The organism is Reticulibacter mediterranei (assembly GCF_016587455.1).
On sequence record NZ_BNJK01000001.1, the window covers coordinates 2,614,369 to 2,630,792 of the forward strand.

Below are 16,424 nucleotides of genomic sequence, written 5' to 3' on the forward strand. Positions count from 1 at the left end.
GGAAGCGATCCATTCGTCCTCGAAGGTCAGATCTAGCAGAAGAGGCATGTGGCGGTTCTCATTTTGAGCAACTCGCCCATGCCTTAAGGCTCGTACCGGAAAGTTCTCGCAATAATTTAAGATACCAGCCCCTTACTCACACACAATTCAGCATTGAGTACAGAACCACCAGCAGCTCCACGAATCGTGTTATGCGCCAGTACGACGAATTTATAGCCCAGCAAAGGGCAGGGGCGCAAACGACCGAGCGTTGTAGTCATCCCCTTGCCAGCATCGCGGTCGCGCAACGTTTGAGGGCGATCCTGTTCGTAGCGGTAAAGCAAAGCTTGTTCCGGCGCACTGGGTAGCCCGAGTTGCTGTGGTTCAGGCACATAGCTCTCCCACGCCTCGATGACCTCTTCAGGGCTGACATCGCGTCCCAGCGACACGCTGACACACTCCAGATGGCCCTCACGCGTCGGTACACGATTACAGTGCGCGCTCACAACCATCGGCGCATAGACGAAGCCTCGTCCCTCTTCCCACTCGCCCAACATCTTCCGCGTCTCGATCTCCAACTTCTCCTCTTCGCCACCGATATATGGGATCACATTATCGACGATATCATACGCGGAGACGCCAGGATAGCCTGCGCCCGAAATAGACTGCATGGTCGAGACTAGCACCTTCTCAACGCCAAACTTCAATTGCAGCGGTTTGAGCGCCATTACAAGCGGTGTGGCACAACAATTGGCGTTGGTAACGATACAACCAGACCAACCGCGTTGCTTGCGCTGCTGCACAATGGCGGCAATATGATCGGAATTGACTTCAGGTATCAGCAGGGGAACATCCGGGGTCATGCGATAGTTCTTCGCATTGCTAAAAACAGCAACACCTGCCTGAGCAAACGCCAGCTCGATCTCGCCTGCAATCTCGCCCGGCAGCGCAGAGAAGGCAATCTTCACATCTGGCAGCGCATCAGGTCGGCATGGCAACACCGGCAACTTCGCTACCTCTGCAGGCATCTCGCTATTTGGCAAGCGCCAGCGGGTCGCCTCGGCATATGGTCGCCCGCCATGCTGATCTGAGGCTGCCAGAGCAACCAGTTCAAACCAGGGATGCCCTTGAAGCAATTCTATAAAACGTTGACCAACCATGCCCGTTGCCCCAAGTACGGCCACAGGAATGCGTGATGAAAGTTGTGCAGACATAGTATTTCCCTATTTGTTCAAATCGTCCCAACTATCCAGACCTATCAGAGCCAGGATTCCCGTATTTCTACCCTGTACATTATACCTTGCTAACGAGCTTCGCGCCTCTTCTCCTGTGCTGCTCCATGCCGCACCAGCGGAATAACAGGGGCTATCAGATCGCGATGGAGGCAACGCAAGGCTCGCTCGCTATCGCTATCTTCTACAATAAGCGTGATGCCAAGCTCAGACGATCCCTGAGTCACGATAGGAATGCGCTCGCTTGCCAGTGCGGTAACGGCGCGTGCGGGACTCATACGATCAGCGGTAAAGCCAGAGCCAATGCAAGCGCAGGCGGCCAGACCGCCACGACTGCGCACCGTCCACGCAGATGTATCCATATCATGCTGCAACAGCGCAACAACTGAACTGGCAGACTTCTCCTCAACCATAAACGAGAGGTGATGCCCGGAAGACGAACAGATGGCAACAGGCGCGGCTCCCGCACGAGCAGCCAGCGCAAAGACCTGTCCAGCATTCTCTGGTGCACCAAACAGATCGGTACTCTCTACCGTAATCAACGCCAGATTACGCCGCGTGGTAATCGCACCAGCCCCACTTGGAGTACCCTCAACTGGCCCGACGACGGTGCCGCGATTATATGGACGGAAGGTGTTGCGTACACGAACGGGAATGTTCAGATGAGCAATAGGGATCAGGGTACGTGGATGAAGAACTTTAGCACCAAACCAGGACAGACGAGCCGCCTCCGCATAAGAGAGCCTGGGCAACAGGCGCGCATTCTTCACCAGCCGGGGATCAGCCGTCAGCACGCCATCAACATCAGTAAAAACGGAGACTTCAACACAATTGAGCGCAGCACCCAGCACAGTTGCGGAATAATCTGAGCCGTTACGTCCCAGTGTCGTGATATACCCAGTAATAGTACGTCCGATAAAGCCTGGCGCGACCGGCACTATGTTTCGTTCCACCAGAGGGTGAATCAATCTCTGCGCATTGGCACGCGTCTGCTCAGGCAGAGGATCGGCACCCACAACGACGCCAAATGGCTGAGTAGGATCTGATTGGGGATGTGTGGTCGCAATAATCTCCTGCGTGACCGCCTGTGCTTGCATACCTCGGTCGCAAATAGCCGCCGCAACTAAACGAATAGAGAGCCGCTCGCCCCAGGATGCAACGGCTGCCGTTGGCAATGCCACATCTTGCCCTTGCTTTGCCACTTCACGCAGCACCTCCACATCTCTGCCCAACTCTACCAGACATTCCTCCAGCGCCTCAATCAGCGTCGGCAGATTGGTACTTTCGCTGCCCTGAAGAATATGCTCAGCAGCCTCCAGGTGCTTTTTCCTCAAAGCTACCAATTCCTGCACACAGGCATCATCTTCAGCAGCACAGACATAGCGCGCTATGCGTAAAAGCTGATCGGTGACGCCTGACATCGCCGAGACCACCACAACGGGAAAGCTATCTTCCTCTTTCAAAGCACTGGCAACGATTTTAGCAACATTACGAATTCGTTCGCCACTGCCGACAGATGTTCCTCCAAATTTTAATACACTGACCGTCTGTTCCATGTTCCATCCGCTCATACTATGCTCTATAGCATGGTTCGCGTGTTCGACAACCACGCGCCTACAAGTATTTCTATCATCAATGGAGATTGATCTGTCTACGATGGCGAGCAGGAGGGTGCGCCACATGGAACCCTCCGTTATCAATCTTCTTCCCTAACTGACGAGGCCGAAGTCTCTACAGGGCCAGGGCAAGCCATTACCCTTAGTATAGCCCTTATTATAACCCCTACAATAATCCTCTACCGGGCGAGGACAAGCCGTCGTTCCTACTGAGCGCCTGCCTCGGCGGTGGCAGCCCTCAAAGCCTGATCCAGATCCTCAATCAGATCCTCGACCGTCTCCAGGCCAACTGAGAGGCGGATAAAGTCAGGCGACACGCCGGTCTCCAACTGCTCGGCCTCTGACAACTGCGAATGCGTCGTGCTGGCTGGATGGATAATCAGCGACTTTGCATCGCCAACGTTCGCCAGGTGAGAGAAGAGTTCGATATGGCGGATCAGCTGCTTGCCAGCTTCCAGGCCACCCTTGATACCAAAACCCAGGATAGCACCATAGCCATGCGTAAAGTATTTCTTCGCCAGTTCGTGCTGGGGATGGTTCTCCAGACCAGGATAGCTGACCCAATCAACCGAGGGGTGCTGTTCCAGGAACTCGGCGATGCGCTGGGCGTTCTGGCTATGCCGCTCCATGCGCAATGGCAACGTCTCCAACCCCTGCAAGAACAACCAGGAGTTCAGAGGAGCAACCGCTGGTCCCAGATCGCGCAACAACTGAACACGCGCCTTGATGATATAGGCGAGAGGACCAAGCGCCTCGACATAGCGCACTCCATGATACGAGGGATCAGGCTCAGTCAAATCGGGGAAACGTCCGCTGGCCGCCCAATCGAACTTGCCGCTATCGACAATCACGCCACCGATAGAGGTTCCATGCCCACCGATAAATTTGGTAGCCGAGTGAACGACGATATCAGCGCCGTGCTTCAATGGCTGTACCAGATAGGGGGTCGCCAGCGTATTGTCAACAACCAGAGGCAGCCCATGCTCATGCGCAATATCGGCAACCGTGCGAATATCCAGGGTGTCCAGGCGAGGATTTCCCAGCGTTTCGGCGTACAAGGCCTTCGTGCGCTCATTGATAGCGGCGCGGAAGTTCTCCGGTTCCCGACTATCCACAAAATGCACCTTGATACCAAATTTGGGCAACGTATAGTGGAACAGGTTGTAGGTGCCGCCGTAGAGACTGGCTGAAGCAACAACTTCGTCGCCTGCGCCGGCAATATTCAGCAGCGCCAGCGTCTCAGCTGCTTGACCAGAAGCAACAGCCAGAGCGCCCACGCCACCTTCCAGAGCTGCTACACGTCGCTCAAATGCATCCTGGGTCGGATTCATAATGCGCGTGTAAATATTGCCAAACTGCTTGAGTCCGAAAAGGTTGGCGGCATGTTCCGGGCTATCAAACACATAGGAAGAGGTCTGATAGATGGGAACGGCACGAGCATTGGTGGCGCTATCCGCCGTCTCCTGTCCTGCATGCAACGATAACGTTTCAAAGCCATAACTGCGATTACTATTAAGTGCCATATAAGAACCTGCTCCTCCAATACGACGCCTGGGCACGCCTCCCTTTAAAACGAACCCGCGCCCTGAATCGAGAGATAAAGCAAACAAAACTACGGTTGACGATTAAAATCTATAAGTGCAGCGGTCATCTGATCCCATTCTTTCAAGAAGGCATCATGACCATGAGGTGAATCTAATTCGATATACTGTGCGTCTCCACCCACCGCACGCACTCTCTCGGCCAACCAACGCACATGTGCCGCCGGGAAGAGGAAATCTGAGCGAATACCAACAAACAGCGTCTTGCTAGTGAGCCGCCGCAACGCTGCTTCCAGCGAGGGATAACCCTCACTGACATCATAGAGATCCATCGCGCGGCTGATGTAGAGATAACTATTGGCGTCAAAACGACGCACCAGCGACGCCCCCTGGTAATACAGATAGTTCTCGACATCGAAGCGCGTCCCCAGATCAGGATAGTGGCTGGGCGAGGAGACGCCATCGCTGCGACAGGGATCGGGCAGATTGCGCCCAAAACGCATCTCCATCGTCTCTTCACTTTGATAGGTGATCATCGCCAGCATGCGCGCGATGGCAAGACCTGTTGTTGGACCTTCTCCTGGAGCGTAGTTGCCATTCTGCCAGCGCGGATCGGCCATAATCGTCTGCCGCTCCACCTCGCTAAAAGCCACAGCTTGAGCAGTCAGCGCCGCCGTTGCCGCCATCACTACGACTTTTCCCACTAATTCGGGATAGGTTACAGCCCACTCCAACGCCTGCTGCCCACCAATCGAACCGCCGGCCACCATCGCCAGTTTCCTGACGCCCAGGTGTTCAACCAGGCGGCGTTGTGCATGTACCATATCACGGATCGTAATAACAGGAAAGTCCATAGCATAGGGTCGTCCGGTGTGTGGATCAATGGAAGCCGGTCCAGTGCTGCCTGCACAACCACCGAGAATATTTGAGCAGATTACAAAGTAGCGGGAGGTATCAAATGGGCGACCGGGACCGATCAGAGGATTCCACCACGCGACCTTAGGATCATCGGGGCGCTCAACATCATGAGCATGCGAGCTGCCTGTCAGGGCGTGCGTAATCAGGATGGCGTTATCACCCTCAGCATTGAGAGTTCCCCACGTCTCATATGCCAGCGTCACGGGACCAAAGAGGCCGCCGCGCTGCAATGGCAGTGAATCGAACGTGTAGGTGTACATCATAGTGTCGGAAACCAGATTCGTCGTATACACCTCAACGGGTCGCTCCAGTTGTACCACCATAGCACTCTCCTTCATAAAGTGGCGGGCGAGGCACAGCCAATCACCCCTGCGATATTGTTCTGTGGCTCCTGGCCTCTATCCAGGCCAGATCCCTGTCTTGTTTCTCAATACTTAATTTTATTTTGTCGAAAAAGGTATAAAAAAACCCTCACCCATACAGGGGCGAGGGGTAAAACGTCTTCGCGGTACCACCCTGGTTTGCTGGCATCTCACAATGCCAGCCTTATAAGTGCTGCCCGACCATATGCCAATGACAACACTCCAGCCTGTAACGCGGCTAGACGGCTCAGTCTACTTACCCTCCGGGCTTTCAACCTGCAACTCCGAGGTCATTTTCAATGCTGGAATGGCGCTGACCTTCTCATCTTCGTCAACTCGCTGTAGCCACCCATTGCATTTACTCGTCCTCTTCAACGTTCTTCTCTTCTCTTGTTAAGCCTCAGGAGCTTATCAATCGCGCTCCTGTCTGTTTGCGTGCCCTCTGCATCAGAAGTTGGTATTCAAGACCAATAAAAAAACCCCTGATCTCAGGGGCTTCGCGTCTTCGCTCATTCCCCTCATCTTGCGGATATCATGTCTAATCCGCCGGAATTGGCACCCTTCATGCTACATTGCACGCGGGTTGCCGGGCTTCACAGGGCCGTTTCCCTCCACCTCTCTGGATGAGAGCAGTTAATTGCTACTGCAAGGTATTTAATTGTTCTTGTTCAGAATTCAGTGTCGTGTTTTCACTAAGTATACCTAACGAGAAGAAACAATGTCAAGCCTTGCCATCCCTCTTTTGTATGTGCAAATCATCCACACCTGCCTCAGAGGGACCGTCTTTTTCGCTGTCTCCTCCTCTACGCCACCCTTTCACCACGCTGGGACCAAATTGCCGGAACATATTGAGATGCAGCAATCTTGACGCTACTACCTCTTAGCTTGTATGCTACCTATACCTGGAACCAGCTAGCGCTACCATATTTCTAGTTCCCTGGGGGTAGCTTGCATTGATACGTGCAAGAGCCAGGCTATTTGCATTGCATTCATTCATTTCAGGAGGGTGTATGATACGTTTAAAGGTCAGGGAAATTGCTGAGCAGAAGCATATCAGTATGACGCGTTTATCGCGCATCGCAGATGTAAACTACAAGACAGTACAGGCTATTTTTCATGATCCTCACCGCGATGTCGCCTACAGCACATTACTCAAGCTGGCCAAAGCACTTGGAGTGAGCGTTGACGATCTGGCAGACGTGGAACTGGACGATTCGCTATAAATATCCCACTCCCTTTGGAAGCTCGACACCTACACAATGCTTCTATCATGTGTGATACAGAGAATCGTAGGTTGCAGTCGCACAATTGATCGCGATTTTCTCGATATTACAGTGCATTCGAGAAAATCGCGATCAATTGTGCGACTGCAACCCGTGTTAATCCAACCGCTCCATGATCAGCGCATTTGCCATGCCGCCGCCTTCGCATATCGTTTGCAGGCCATAGCGCCCACCTATACGCTCCAGTTCGTGAAGAAGCACTGTCGTCAGGCGAGCACCTGATGCACCCAGCGGATGACCAACGGCAATCGCGCCGCCATTGACGTTGACTTTGCTCAGATCCGCGCTGGTCTCACGCTGCCAGGCCAGCACCACGCTAGCAAACGCCTCGTTGATCTCGACACGATCCATCTGGTCAAGAGTCAACCCGGCTTTGCTGAGTACTTTCTGAGTGGCGGGAATCGGGCCGGTGAGCATAAAAATGGGGTCTGATCCGGAAACGGCAAAGGAGATAAAGCGAGCACGCGGCTTCAAACCCAGCCTCTCGGCGGTCTCGCGCTCCATAATTAACACAGCAGAGGCTCCATCACTGATCTGCGAAGAGTTGCCAGCAGTAATCAGGCCATCTGGCTTGAATGCTGGTTTTAGGGAGGCTAGCTTCTCCATGTTAGTATCAGAGCGAATGCCCTCATCTACCTCGAAGAGTGCTGTACTGCCGTCCTCGTTCTGTATCTGGACCGGGTGTATCTGCGTTTTGAAACGTCCCTCTGCGGTAGCTTGTGCGGCCCGGCGATGGCTCTCCAGGCTAAAAGCATCCAGGTCTGTTCGCGAAAACTCCCACTTCTGCGCGATCAAATCAGCACTGATGCCCTGATGCACCAGACCATGATCGTAACGAGCCTCCATTCGAGGTCCAAACGGCTTGCCTGGCCCCTGCGAGTTCGATCCCATCGGAACGCGGGTCATCGACTCGACGCCACCTGCAATCGCGATATCGTATGCACCGCTGATGACACCCTGAGCCGCAAAGTGAATCGCCTGCTGGCTCGATCCACATTGTCGATCGACAGTGGTGCCGGGAACGGATTCAGGATAACAGGCGGCCAGCACTGCGTTGCGTGCCACATTCAACCCCTGCTCACCAACCTGGCTGACACAACCTACAATCACGTCGTCCACAAGTCTCGGGTCCAATTTTGTGCGTTCAATCAAGCCTGTCAAAACTTCGGCCATTAAATCGACGGGATGCCAATCTTTCAGCTTCCCGTTGCGGCGTCCAATAGGGGTGCGAATCGCTTCTACAATAACTGCTTCTCGTTGTGGCCTCGTTGTCGCCATGTTGTTCCTCCTGGAAAGCAACGCCTGTGCATCATTACTACAAGCCCTTCTCTTAGCTATAGTAAGCCACATCGCGCACGTTCTGTCTACCAACAAAATACCCTATGATCAGTGATATTGCTCGCCACTATTTCTATGCAACCCCGGTTCACATCGTTCGTACCAATTACAGAACGCATACATTTGAGAGCAACCCTCTTGATTCGTTAACATTACTAAATCAAAAAAATTGAGCCTATGTGTGTTGTCTTTAAGAGACAAAGGAGCACTTTCCCATGTTAAACAACACTCCATCATTCTGGAGCAAAATAAAACTATTCCCGCATATTATTCCTATCGCATTCCCGCTGATCTTCCCTATCGGCATTGGTTTGCTCGGAGGGCTGTTTCACCTGCTCTTCCCGGTCATACTGATATTGCTGCTGGCCCTTGCTGGTCTGTTCGTCTATCGCCTGATTACATTGGGCAGCGCCGATGCAGCCTGGAGTTCGATCAAGGGGAGCGGTATGCAGTGGCAGCAGCGCTTCACCAACCAGCAGCAGACTTATTATCAGCCGTCCCAGCCACAAACGCCTTACTATCAACCGTCTCAGCCATCGCAGCAACCTGCTGAGCCATCCTATTATCAGCCGTCTCAACAGGCCCAACAACAGTCATACAATACAGGTTATCAGTCTGAGACTCCCTACTATCAGCCTTCCCAGCCACAGCAGCCTGCCGAGACTCCCTACTACCAGCCGTCTCAACAGGCCCGGCCCCAGACGCAATATCCAGAACAGCAGTAAGACAACCATCCCTCTCTTACATATGCCAGTCGAACGGTCAACGGCGATCGTTCGACTGGCATATGTTTTGTCAAAAGATCACCAGATCAACACCGTTTTATCGGCACTGCCCGAAACAATCTTCTTACCATCGGGCGACCACGCCACCGCATTAACGCTCCCAGCATGACCGCGATAGGTTGCTATGTGCTTTCCGGTTAACGCATCCCATACCTGCACCGTCTTATCCTCTCCCCCAGAAACAATCTGCATCTCATTCGTGGACCATGCGAGCGCATTGACTTTAGCAGTATGCCCTTTATAGACAGAAAACACCTTCTTCGTTGCCACATCCCATACCTGCACCATCTTATCTTCCCCTCCAGAGGCAATCAACCTGTTATCGGGTGACCATGCAAGCGCATAGACAGCTCCACTATGGCCTGTATAGGTCAACAGATGTTTTGCTGCGCTTGCCTCCCACACTTGCACCGCCCCATCAACGCTGCCAACTGCGATGCGGCCATCCGACGACCAGTCGAGAGCGGTCACGTCGTCCTGGAACTCGCGATACGTCACAACATGATTGCCAGTCAAAGCATCCCACACCTGTACCGTGTTGTCTACTCCACCCGTCGCAATCCGGTTGCCATCGGGCGACCACGCCACAGCAAGCACACTGGCATTGTGGTGTCCCTCATAGATAAACACAGTTCGACCGCTTAGAGCCTCCCACACTCTGACCATATCGCCATAGCCGGCTGAAGCGATATATTTCCCGTCCGGCGACCATGCAAGCGCCAGAGCAGCCGTTGCATGCTCATGATAGGTAATCACCATACGTTCCGTCGCAGCCTCCCACACCTGCACAGTTCCATCACCTAACCCGCCAGCCGAAGCAATATATTTCCCATCCGGCGACCAGCAAGCCTGATAGACGCTCTGCGTATGCCCCTTATATGCCGGGCCTTGCCGGGACGCCTCCCCAGTATTCAGTGAACCTCCACGAATAAACGTAGAGATAGCAGTGCCGCATAAGATCAGCGCAATCATCAGAGCAAGCACGCTTAACACAGATGAGCCTCGCGTCCACTTTTCAGGCGTCAACAAGGGTTGCGAGGCCAGCGGACCGGAAAGCAGACCCGATATACTCGATGCAACAGAACGCTCCTGAGAACCAGGCACACGCATAGCAGGCAGGCGCAACGTAGTTATTTCCATCATCCTGGTCCGCAACGATGTGCTTGCAGATTGAGGGGCAGGAGGGAGAACGGGCTGTAATGGCGTTTGCGTGGGCTGCATTTCTGCAATGCCCGGAGAAGATACGGCGCGCAAACGCACTGGCTTCAAAACGGTCGATTTTGACAAGGTGAGCGGCTTGATAGGCCTGTACACTGCCTGTCCACAAGTCGGACAAAATGTTCCATAGACAGGGAAAGAGGCTCCACATTGCACACAGCGCTGGTTTGCTCGCTCTATCATCACAGATTTCCGATCAATATTTGTATATTTTTCATTACTCATAGCTTTTACGAATATAATTTGCCGCTCTTCATACGAGCGTGTCTCTTAAAAACAGCATAGAGGCAATACAACGACGGCAACACGATTGCCAGCAAGATTCCCATACTCATCAACAACAGGCGAATTACTCCCGGATCGTTGGCGGTATTGGCAATGGTCAGATGAGGCGGGACGATATATGGAACCTGCGCCAATCCCCAGTTCACAAAGAGGCAGAGCGTTTGCAAGATCACGAAAAGACGGGACAGGCGATACTGGCGCATCCATAGGGCAACCAACAGCAGCACTCCGGCGCATAGCGTCCCCAGCGTCAACGGCAGCGTTCGTTGTACCATCCCTTGCCATAGAAACGTCGCTTCAGAGGAGGCCAGAACCAACCCCGTCACCAAACATACAAACAAGAGGCCACCAGCTATCAGCGCCCGTTTGCGATATGAATTGATCAGCCCGCCATCAAACCGATTACTGGCCTCAACCATCAGATAGACGGCGGCAATGGTCGCACACAATACCACGCCTGCCACACCGATGGTTAGTACAAAAGGCGATGCCCAGTCGCCGCTCAACGTCACCATCGCATATCTGCCATCGGCTCGAATATTGCCACCCGCTACCAGAGCCGCAGCAAGGCCGAAAAAGAAGGGTGTCATCATACTAGAAAGGCCAAAGAGCCAACTCCACACCCTGGTTAACCAGCCAGATGCATTCACGCTGTAAGAGCGGAAGACAAACATCGAGCCACGTATCACAATCCCCAATAACACCAGCAGCAACGGCGTAAACAGGGCGATGGAGAGGATGAAAAAAGCGCCTGGAAAGGTGCTGAACAGGCCAATAATCAGGAAAATCAGCCAGACGTGATTGGCTTCCCAGATCGGGCTGAGAGAGTGCGTAATAAATGCCTGTTGCTTCTCAGCTTTGCGGCTGACAATCGCGAGAAAATCCCAGATGCCAGAGCCAAAGTCAGCACCTCCAGTGAGCGCATACATCATCATGCCAGCCCAGAGTACACAGAGCGCAATAACAGCTACCTGCATCTACACACCCGCCTTTTCTCTCTGCCGCTGAGACGATGGAGGCCGAACCGTCATATCTGGACGTTGCACCCGCCCATTATGCAGCAACAGGTAAACCGAGACGCTCGCCAGCAAGAGATAGATCAGCGAGAAGATGATCAGGGTAAGCGAGAGCGGCGTCGGAATGGTTGTGACGGCATCGCGTGTGCGCAACACGCCATAGATGGCCCAGGGTTGCCTGCCAAGCTCCGTCACCATCCAACCCAGTTCTAGCGCCATAAACGCCAGCGGTCCAGCCAGCACAACGCCCAACAGCAACAGACGATGTTCGCAGATGCGCCGCTTGCGTAAGAAGAACAGTCCCCAGAACGCCACGCAGATCATCAGCGCAAACATACCGCCACCAACCATACCATCAAAGGCCAGATGGATGAAGGGAACCGCTTCGGGCCGATCCTGGGGCGCAAAACTCTCCAACCCTTGAATAGTCGCATTGGGATCACCCTTCGCCAGAATGCCCAGTGCATAGGGAACCTCAATCGCATAATAGACCTTGCCCGTTGCCGGATCAGCCCAGCCGCCGAGCCGCATCGGGCCACCTGTCTCTGTCTGAAAGACGCCTTCGATAGCCGCAAACTTGGTTGGTTGCGCGTGGACCAGAAACTTTGCGCTGAGATCGCCCGCAAACAACTGTAACGGTGTCACCACAACCGCCATCGCCATCGCCAGCGTCAGACCATAGCGATGATACCTATCACGCTTCCCACGCAGCATTCCCAGAGCAAAGATCGCCGCAATGCCCAGGCTCGATGCGACATAGACAGCCAGAATGGTATGCAACGTCTCGTAAGGCGTGCTGGGATTGAAGATGGCCTGCAAGGGATTGATATCCGTCACTCGCCCGTTCTTAATCACAAAACCAGCTGGCGTGTTCATCCAGGAGTTGACGCTGACGATAAACCAGGACGAAAGCACGCCGCCAAGACAGATCGGGATCGAGCAAAGCCAGTGGACGCGAGGCGAGAGACGCCGCCACCCATAGAGATAGAGGCCAAGAAAAATCGCCTCAACGAAGAACGCAAGCCCCTCCAGCGTAAAGGGCAGGCCAATAATAGCACCGGTATATTTCATGTAGGTCGGCCACAACAGCCCCATCTCAAACGAGACCACCGTGCCAGAGACAGCCCCGATAGCAACCAGGATCGTCACCGGACGCGCCATATTGCGAGCCAGCCTCAACCACGTTTCGTCTTTCGTGCGCAACGCCAGCGCTTCCGCTAGGCACATAAAGAGCGGCAGGCCAATACTGATCGCGGAAAAGATGATATGAAAAGCAAGCGACAGGCCCATCTGGGCACGTGCTGCTAAGAGGTCAGACATGCAAACAGATCCTTCCCAGAGCAAGCAAACACTATTTGATATTTTCAAAGGGAAGTATAGGGCGGGGCCGTCTGTAAAACGTTACGAGAAAGTCCGATGAAGAACAATGCGGCAATGCTCTGAGACCTTTTCGCGCTTTTACAAGTAATAACAATATGCGGTTATACAGTTTTTTGTTCAATTAGAAGCTCAAGCAATGCGTGCAGCTAAACTTATCTTGTACCAGAAAAGGGAGCGTTTATGAAAAGCGTGAAACGTTTGAGTGCTGCGCTGCTGATCCTCTTCCTCGTATTGCTCTCAGCCTGTAGTGGCAGCGAGGCCAGTCCTGGAGGGAGCAGTAGCACCGCGAATATTGCGCGATCGGGATTAACCGGAGGAAACAGCCTCATCGATTGCCCTGATACAACCAATATCAGCGCTGAGCCACCGGGAAACAGTAATGTCACGCTGACCGTTTCCGGCTGGACCTCATCGCCAGCTGAAGATGCGCTGGTTCAGGCCAATCTGAATAAGTTCCATCAGGCGCACCCCAACATTACCCTGAAATGGTCGCCCATCACCGGCGATTATCCCACAAAAATGCGCGCTAATGTCGCCAGTGGCAACGTACCTGATGTCTTTTATCTTTCAACCGACATGGCCCCAGAATATATCACTGCTGGTAAACTGCTCGACCTGTCGCCCTATATGGTCAGAGATGGTGTGAAGGCCGACGACTATTACCCATCACTCATCACGCCTTTCAGCTGCAAAAACGGCCTCGTCTATGGCCTGCCCAAAGACTGGGGCACACTGGGCGTCTTTTACAACAAGCAGATGTTCCAGGCAGCTGGCGTTCCCTTCCCCTCCGACAACTGGACCTGGAACGACATGCGCTCCGTTGCCAAAAAGCTGACCAAACCGGGCAACGCCGCCACCTCCGTCTATGGCATTACCCTTGATGCTCAATCGCAGCGCTGGCTGGCTTTCCTCTTTGCATCTGGTGGTTCCGTATTGAACTCAGATGGAACCCAGGCCATCATCAACAGCCAGGCAGGCGTTGAGTCACTCAATTTCTACTCAGCATTTCAACGAGAAGACCACTCGGCGGTACGCCCTGCTGATGTTGCTGCTCCCTGGGCTGGCGATGCCTTCGGCAAGCAGCGTGCAGCGATGGCGCTAGAAGGCCCCTGGCTGATTCCCTACATGTCGGGCCAGTTCTCAAGCGTGCAATACGGCATTGCGCCTGTGCCCATCGCCCCCAATGGCAAGCGTGCCGATCTGATCTTCACCAACTCCTGGTCCGCCTATTCCCAGACCAGATATCCCGAAGCTGCCTGGGAGCTGATCAAGTACATGACGGGCAAAGACGTGCAGGGCAGTCAGTTGCACGCAGGCTTCGCACTGCCATCGCTCAAGAGTCTGGCAGATGATCCCTACTTTCAAAAGCAGCCAGGCTTCAAAACGCTCTTCGAGGCCGCAACGTATGGTTATGCCGACAACTTCGGCCCACATACCGGCGTGATCCACGATAAGCTCGATCAAGCTGTTGAAAAGGTGTTGCTCGGCAGAGCTGATGCGAAAAGTGCACTGGACATCGCCGCCCAACAGATCAATAACGAACTGCTCACTTAATAAGGAGGGCCGCTATGGCATCGTCAGCCATCAAACAAACGAGGAGTACATCACACCGTCCGCGTCCAGTGAGTGCTCAGCGCGGCGAAACGCTGGCTGCATACCTCTTCCTGGCACCATATCTGATTGTGCTTGGAGTGTTCACGGTCTTTGTGGCGTTCTATGGCGTTGGTCTGAGCTTCTTCAAAATCGATATCGGCTTCACCGCTCCACAATTCATCGGCCTCCGCAACTATCAGGCCATTTTCAATCAGTTGTCATATGCCAGCGAGAGCGACTTCTGGATCTCCATCGTCAATATCCTTAAATTTACTGTCGCGGTCGTGATCGGCGAGACGATTATCGCTCTGTTGATGGCGCTATTGCTTCAGGCGATTAACCTCAAGGCGCGAGGCATCTTCCGCACCATCCTCTATCTGCCCGCTGTGACCTCTTCTGTCGCCGTCGCGCTCATCTTTCTCTGGTTCTATAATCCTCAGGGCGTGATTAACTATCTGCTCTCCCTGGTCGGTATCCCTGGCCCTCACTGGCTGGAAGATCCCAATTTTGCGCTACCCGCCCTGATGCTGCTCAACATCTGGACAACAGCCGCCACCTTCATGCTCTACTTCCTGGCTGCCATTCAAGATCTCCCCAAAGATCTCTACGAGGCAGCCGAGGTCGATGGCGCGAACCGCTGGCATCTCTTCACCAACATCACGATCCCGTTGCTGCGTCCATCGATCTTTCTAGTGGTAGCGTTGGGCACGATTGGTGCCTTCCAGATGTTTGACCAGGCCAAATTTATGACCAATGGTGGTCCACTCAGAAGCACACTCACGCCACTCTTGGAGATCTATAACGCCGCCTTCCGCGATAATCACTTCGGCTTGGCAGCTGCCATGTCGGTGCTGCTCTTCATCCTGATCTTTTTCGTCACCATTGCCCAACGTCGCGTGATCGATGTGAATTACTAAAAGGAGGTCTCGCATGGCACAGGTACAGGCACCAACGCAGGCCAATATACGGCGCGTTGAAATTCCAGATCGGGGCCAGCCTCGGCGCTCTTTCCGCTGGTTCAACATCTTCATCTATATCATGCTGGCCCTCTTTACAATCAGTTCGCTGGGGCCGTTCATCTTCTCTTTCCTCTCGTCGTTTAAAACGTTCGCGCACATCCTGGACTTCCCGCCGACGCTCTTCCCGCAGCCCTGGACATGGGCCAACTATCAGGCATTGTTGAAAGAATCGGACTTCTTACGCTGGCTACTCAATTCGTTCATCTATGGCGCGGGGGCAGCTGTCCTCAACGTGCTGTTCTCTGCAATGGCTGGCTATGCGCTCTCACGGCTGCACTTCCGGGGCCGCGAGGTCATCTTCGTGGCGACCCTGGCTGTGATGATGATCCCCGTTCCCGTCACCGTCATTCCTCGCTTCCTGGTAATGAACGATCTGCATCTGATCAACACCTTCTTCGCGCTGTTCCTGCCGGTCATGGCCCAGCCCTTCTCGGTCTTCCTGATGGTGCAATTCATGAAGGGCTTGCCAAAAGAACTGGAAGAGGCGGCGATGATCGATGGAGCCTCGCGCTGGACCATTTTTAGCCAGGTAATCCTGCCCCTGGTCAAGCCAGCTCTTACGGCTGTGGCGATCCTGAGCTTCCAGGCAGCGTGGAACGATTTTCTCTGGCCCCTGCTCGTGCTGGATACCAGCAATATGTACACCTTGCCGCTGGGCATGTTCTACTTCCAGAACGCGCACTATACCGAATACAATCTGCTCATCACAGGCTCAATGTTCAACACTATTCCCATGCTAGTCCTGTTCTTCATCTTCCAGCGCTACTTTATCGAGGGCGCAACCAGCTCGGCAGTCAAGGGCTAAGCAAACAAAAGAGGCATCCCCGTTGCAGGGATGCCCTTTTATTCTCTCTGTTCT

The 16,424-nt window shown here is 53.7% G+C and carries 13 protein-coding genes, 1 riboswitch and 1 other annotated feature; of the genes, 5 read left to right on the top strand and 8 right to left on the bottom strand.

Going from position 1 to position 16,424, the window contains the following annotated elements; translation table 11 throughout:
* Positions 1-116 precede the first annotated feature (116 nt).
* The 4 genes from asd to metX form a co-directional block, all read right to left on the bottom strand.
* Complete coding sequence (asd, locus tag K3T83_RS11150; protein ID WP_220203047.1) at positions 117-1,193, bottom strand: aspartate-semialdehyde dehydrogenase; 1,077 nt, start codon at positions 1,191-1,193, stop codon at positions 117-119.
* Between the two features lie 89 nt (positions 1,194-1,282).
* Positions 1,283-2,782 (bottom strand): aspartate kinase, encoded by a 1,500-nt coding sequence (locus tag K3T83_RS11155; RefSeq protein ID WP_236064872.1) that lies wholly within the window; start codon positions 2,780-2,782, stop codon positions 1,283-1,285.
* A gap of 251 nt (positions 2,783-3,033) precedes the next feature.
* A complete protein-coding gene (locus K3T83_RS11160; RefSeq protein ID WP_220203048.1) occupies positions 3,034-4,350 on the bottom strand; it encodes a homocysteine synthase in 1,317 nt (438 codons plus the stop codon).
* Positions 4,351-4,439: 89 nt separating this feature from the next.
* Entirely contained in the window at positions 4,440-5,609 is a 1,170-nt protein-coding gene (gene metX / locus K3T83_RS11165; protein WP_236064873.1) for a homoserine O-acetyltransferase MetX, read from the bottom strand.
* 155 nt (positions 5,610-5,764) lie between these two features.
* Positions 5,765-6,032: a binding site (T-box leader), on the bottom strand.
* A 131-nt stretch (positions 6,033-6,163) separates the two neighbouring features.
* Positions 6,164-6,278, bottom strand: a riboswitch (SAM riboswitch).
* 380 nt (positions 6,279-6,658) lie between these two features.
* On the opposite strand from metX, the gene K3T83_RS11170 reads away from it, so the two are divergent.
* A complete protein-coding gene (locus K3T83_RS11170) occupies positions 6,659-6,871 on the top strand; it encodes a helix-turn-helix domain-containing protein (protein WP_220203049.1) in 213 nt (70 codons plus the stop codon).
* 156 nt (positions 6,872-7,027) lie between these two features.
* Here K3T83_RS11170 and K3T83_RS11175 read toward each other — a convergent pair whose 3' ends face one another.
* Complete coding sequence (locus K3T83_RS11175) at positions 7,028-8,209, bottom strand: thiolase family protein (protein ID WP_220203050.1); 1,182 nt, start codon at positions 8,207-8,209, stop codon at positions 7,028-7,030.
* 275 nt (positions 8,210-8,484) lie between these two features.
* On the opposite strand from K3T83_RS11175, the gene K3T83_RS11180 reads away from it, so the two are divergent.
* The gene (locus K3T83_RS11180; RefSeq protein WP_220203051.1) at positions 8,485-8,994 is read left to right on the top strand and encodes a hypothetical protein; all 510 of its coding nucleotides are present in this window, start codon (positions 8,485-8,487) and stop codon (positions 8,992-8,994) included.
* 78 nt (positions 8,995-9,072) lie between these two features.
* On the opposite strand, the gene K3T83_RS11185 is transcribed toward K3T83_RS11180, so the two are convergent.
* From K3T83_RS11185 to K3T83_RS11195, 3 genes are read right to left on the bottom strand one after another with little or no spacing between them, the layout of a single operon-like run.
* A complete protein-coding gene (locus K3T83_RS11185; protein WP_220203052.1) occupies positions 9,073-10,455 on the bottom strand; it encodes a WD40 domain-containing protein in 1,383 nt (460 codons plus the stop codon).
* A 47-nt stretch (positions 10,456-10,502) separates the two neighbouring features.
* Complete coding sequence (locus tag K3T83_RS11190; RefSeq protein WP_220203053.1) at positions 10,503-11,534, bottom strand: cytochrome d ubiquinol oxidase subunit II; 1,032 nt, start codon at positions 11,532-11,534, stop codon at positions 10,503-10,505.
* Positions 11,535-12,893, bottom strand: coding sequence for a cytochrome ubiquinol oxidase subunit I (locus tag K3T83_RS11195; RefSeq protein ID WP_220203054.1), 1,359 nt, complete (start codon positions 12,891-12,893; stop codon positions 11,535-11,537).
* A gap of 240 nt (positions 12,894-13,133) precedes the next feature.
* On the opposite strand from K3T83_RS11195, the gene K3T83_RS11200 reads away from it, so the two are divergent.
* From K3T83_RS11200 to K3T83_RS11210, 3 genes are read left to right on the top strand one after another with little or no spacing between them, the layout of a single operon-like run.
* Positions 13,134-14,507 (top strand): ABC transporter substrate-binding protein, encoded by a 1,374-nt coding sequence (locus tag K3T83_RS11200; RefSeq protein WP_220203055.1) that lies wholly within the window; start codon positions 13,134-13,136, stop codon positions 14,505-14,507.
* A gap of 14 nt (positions 14,508-14,521) precedes the next feature.
* Complete coding sequence (locus K3T83_RS11205) at positions 14,522-15,463, top strand: carbohydrate ABC transporter permease (protein WP_220203056.1); 942 nt, start codon at positions 14,522-14,524, stop codon at positions 15,461-15,463.
* A 13-nt stretch (positions 15,464-15,476) separates the two neighbouring features.
* Positions 15,477-16,370 carry a carbohydrate ABC transporter permease gene (locus K3T83_RS11210; RefSeq protein ID WP_220203057.1) on the top strand — a complete coding sequence of 298 codons (894 nt, stop codon included), beginning with the start codon at positions 15,477-15,479 and terminating at the stop codon, positions 16,368-16,370.
* Positions 16,371-16,424 lie beyond the last annotated feature (54 nt).

What these genes read in the sequence shown, in the direction of transcription:
- K3T83_RS11175 (WP_220203050.1), bottom strand. Translation starts at nt 8,209, where the DNA reads ATGGCGACAACGAGGCCACAACGAGAAGCAGTTATTGTAGAAGCGATT.
- metX (WP_236064873.1), bottom strand. Translation starts at nt 5,609, where the DNA reads ATGGTGGTACAACTGGAGCGACCCGTTGAGGTGTATACGACGAATCTG.
- K3T83_RS11200 (WP_220203055.1), top strand. Translation starts at nt 13,134, where the DNA reads ATGAAAAGCGTGAAACGTTTGAGTGCTGCGCTGCTGATCCTCTTCCTC.
- K3T83_RS11155 (WP_236064872.1), bottom strand. Translation starts at nt 2,782, where the DNA reads ATGAGCGGATGGAACATGGAACAGACGGTCAGTGTATTAAAATTTGGA.
- K3T83_RS11210 (WP_220203057.1), top strand. Translation starts at nt 15,477, where the DNA reads ATGGCACAGGTACAGGCACCAACGCAGGCCAATATACGGCGCGTTGAA.
- K3T83_RS11185 (WP_220203052.1), bottom strand. Translation starts at nt 10,455, where the DNA reads ATGATAGAGCGAGCAAACCAGCGCTGTGTGCAATGTGGAGCCTCTTTC.
- K3T83_RS11195 (WP_220203054.1), bottom strand. Translation starts at nt 12,893, where the DNA reads ATGTCTGACCTCTTAGCAGCACGTGCCCAGATGGGCCTGTCGCTTGCT.
- K3T83_RS11180 (WP_220203051.1), top strand. Translation starts at nt 8,485, where the DNA reads ATGTTAAACAACACTCCATCATTCTGGAGCAAAATAAAACTATTCCCG.
- K3T83_RS11170 (WP_220203049.1), top strand. Translation starts at nt 6,659, where the DNA reads ATGATACGTTTAAAGGTCAGGGAAATTGCTGAGCAGAAGCATATCAGT.
- K3T83_RS11160 (WP_220203048.1), bottom strand. Translation starts at nt 4,350, where the DNA reads ATGGCACTTAATAGTAATCGCAGTTATGGCTTTGAAACGTTATCGTTG.
- K3T83_RS11190 (WP_220203053.1), bottom strand. Translation starts at nt 11,534, where the DNA reads ATGCAGGTAGCTGTTATTGCGCTCTGTGTACTCTGGGCTGGCATGATG.
- K3T83_RS11205 (WP_220203056.1), top strand. Translation starts at nt 14,522, where the DNA reads ATGGCATCGTCAGCCATCAAACAAACGAGGAGTACATCACACCGTCCG.
- asd (WP_220203047.1), bottom strand. Translation starts at nt 1,193, where the DNA reads ATGTCTGCACAACTTTCATCACGCATTCCTGTGGCCGTACTTGGGGCA.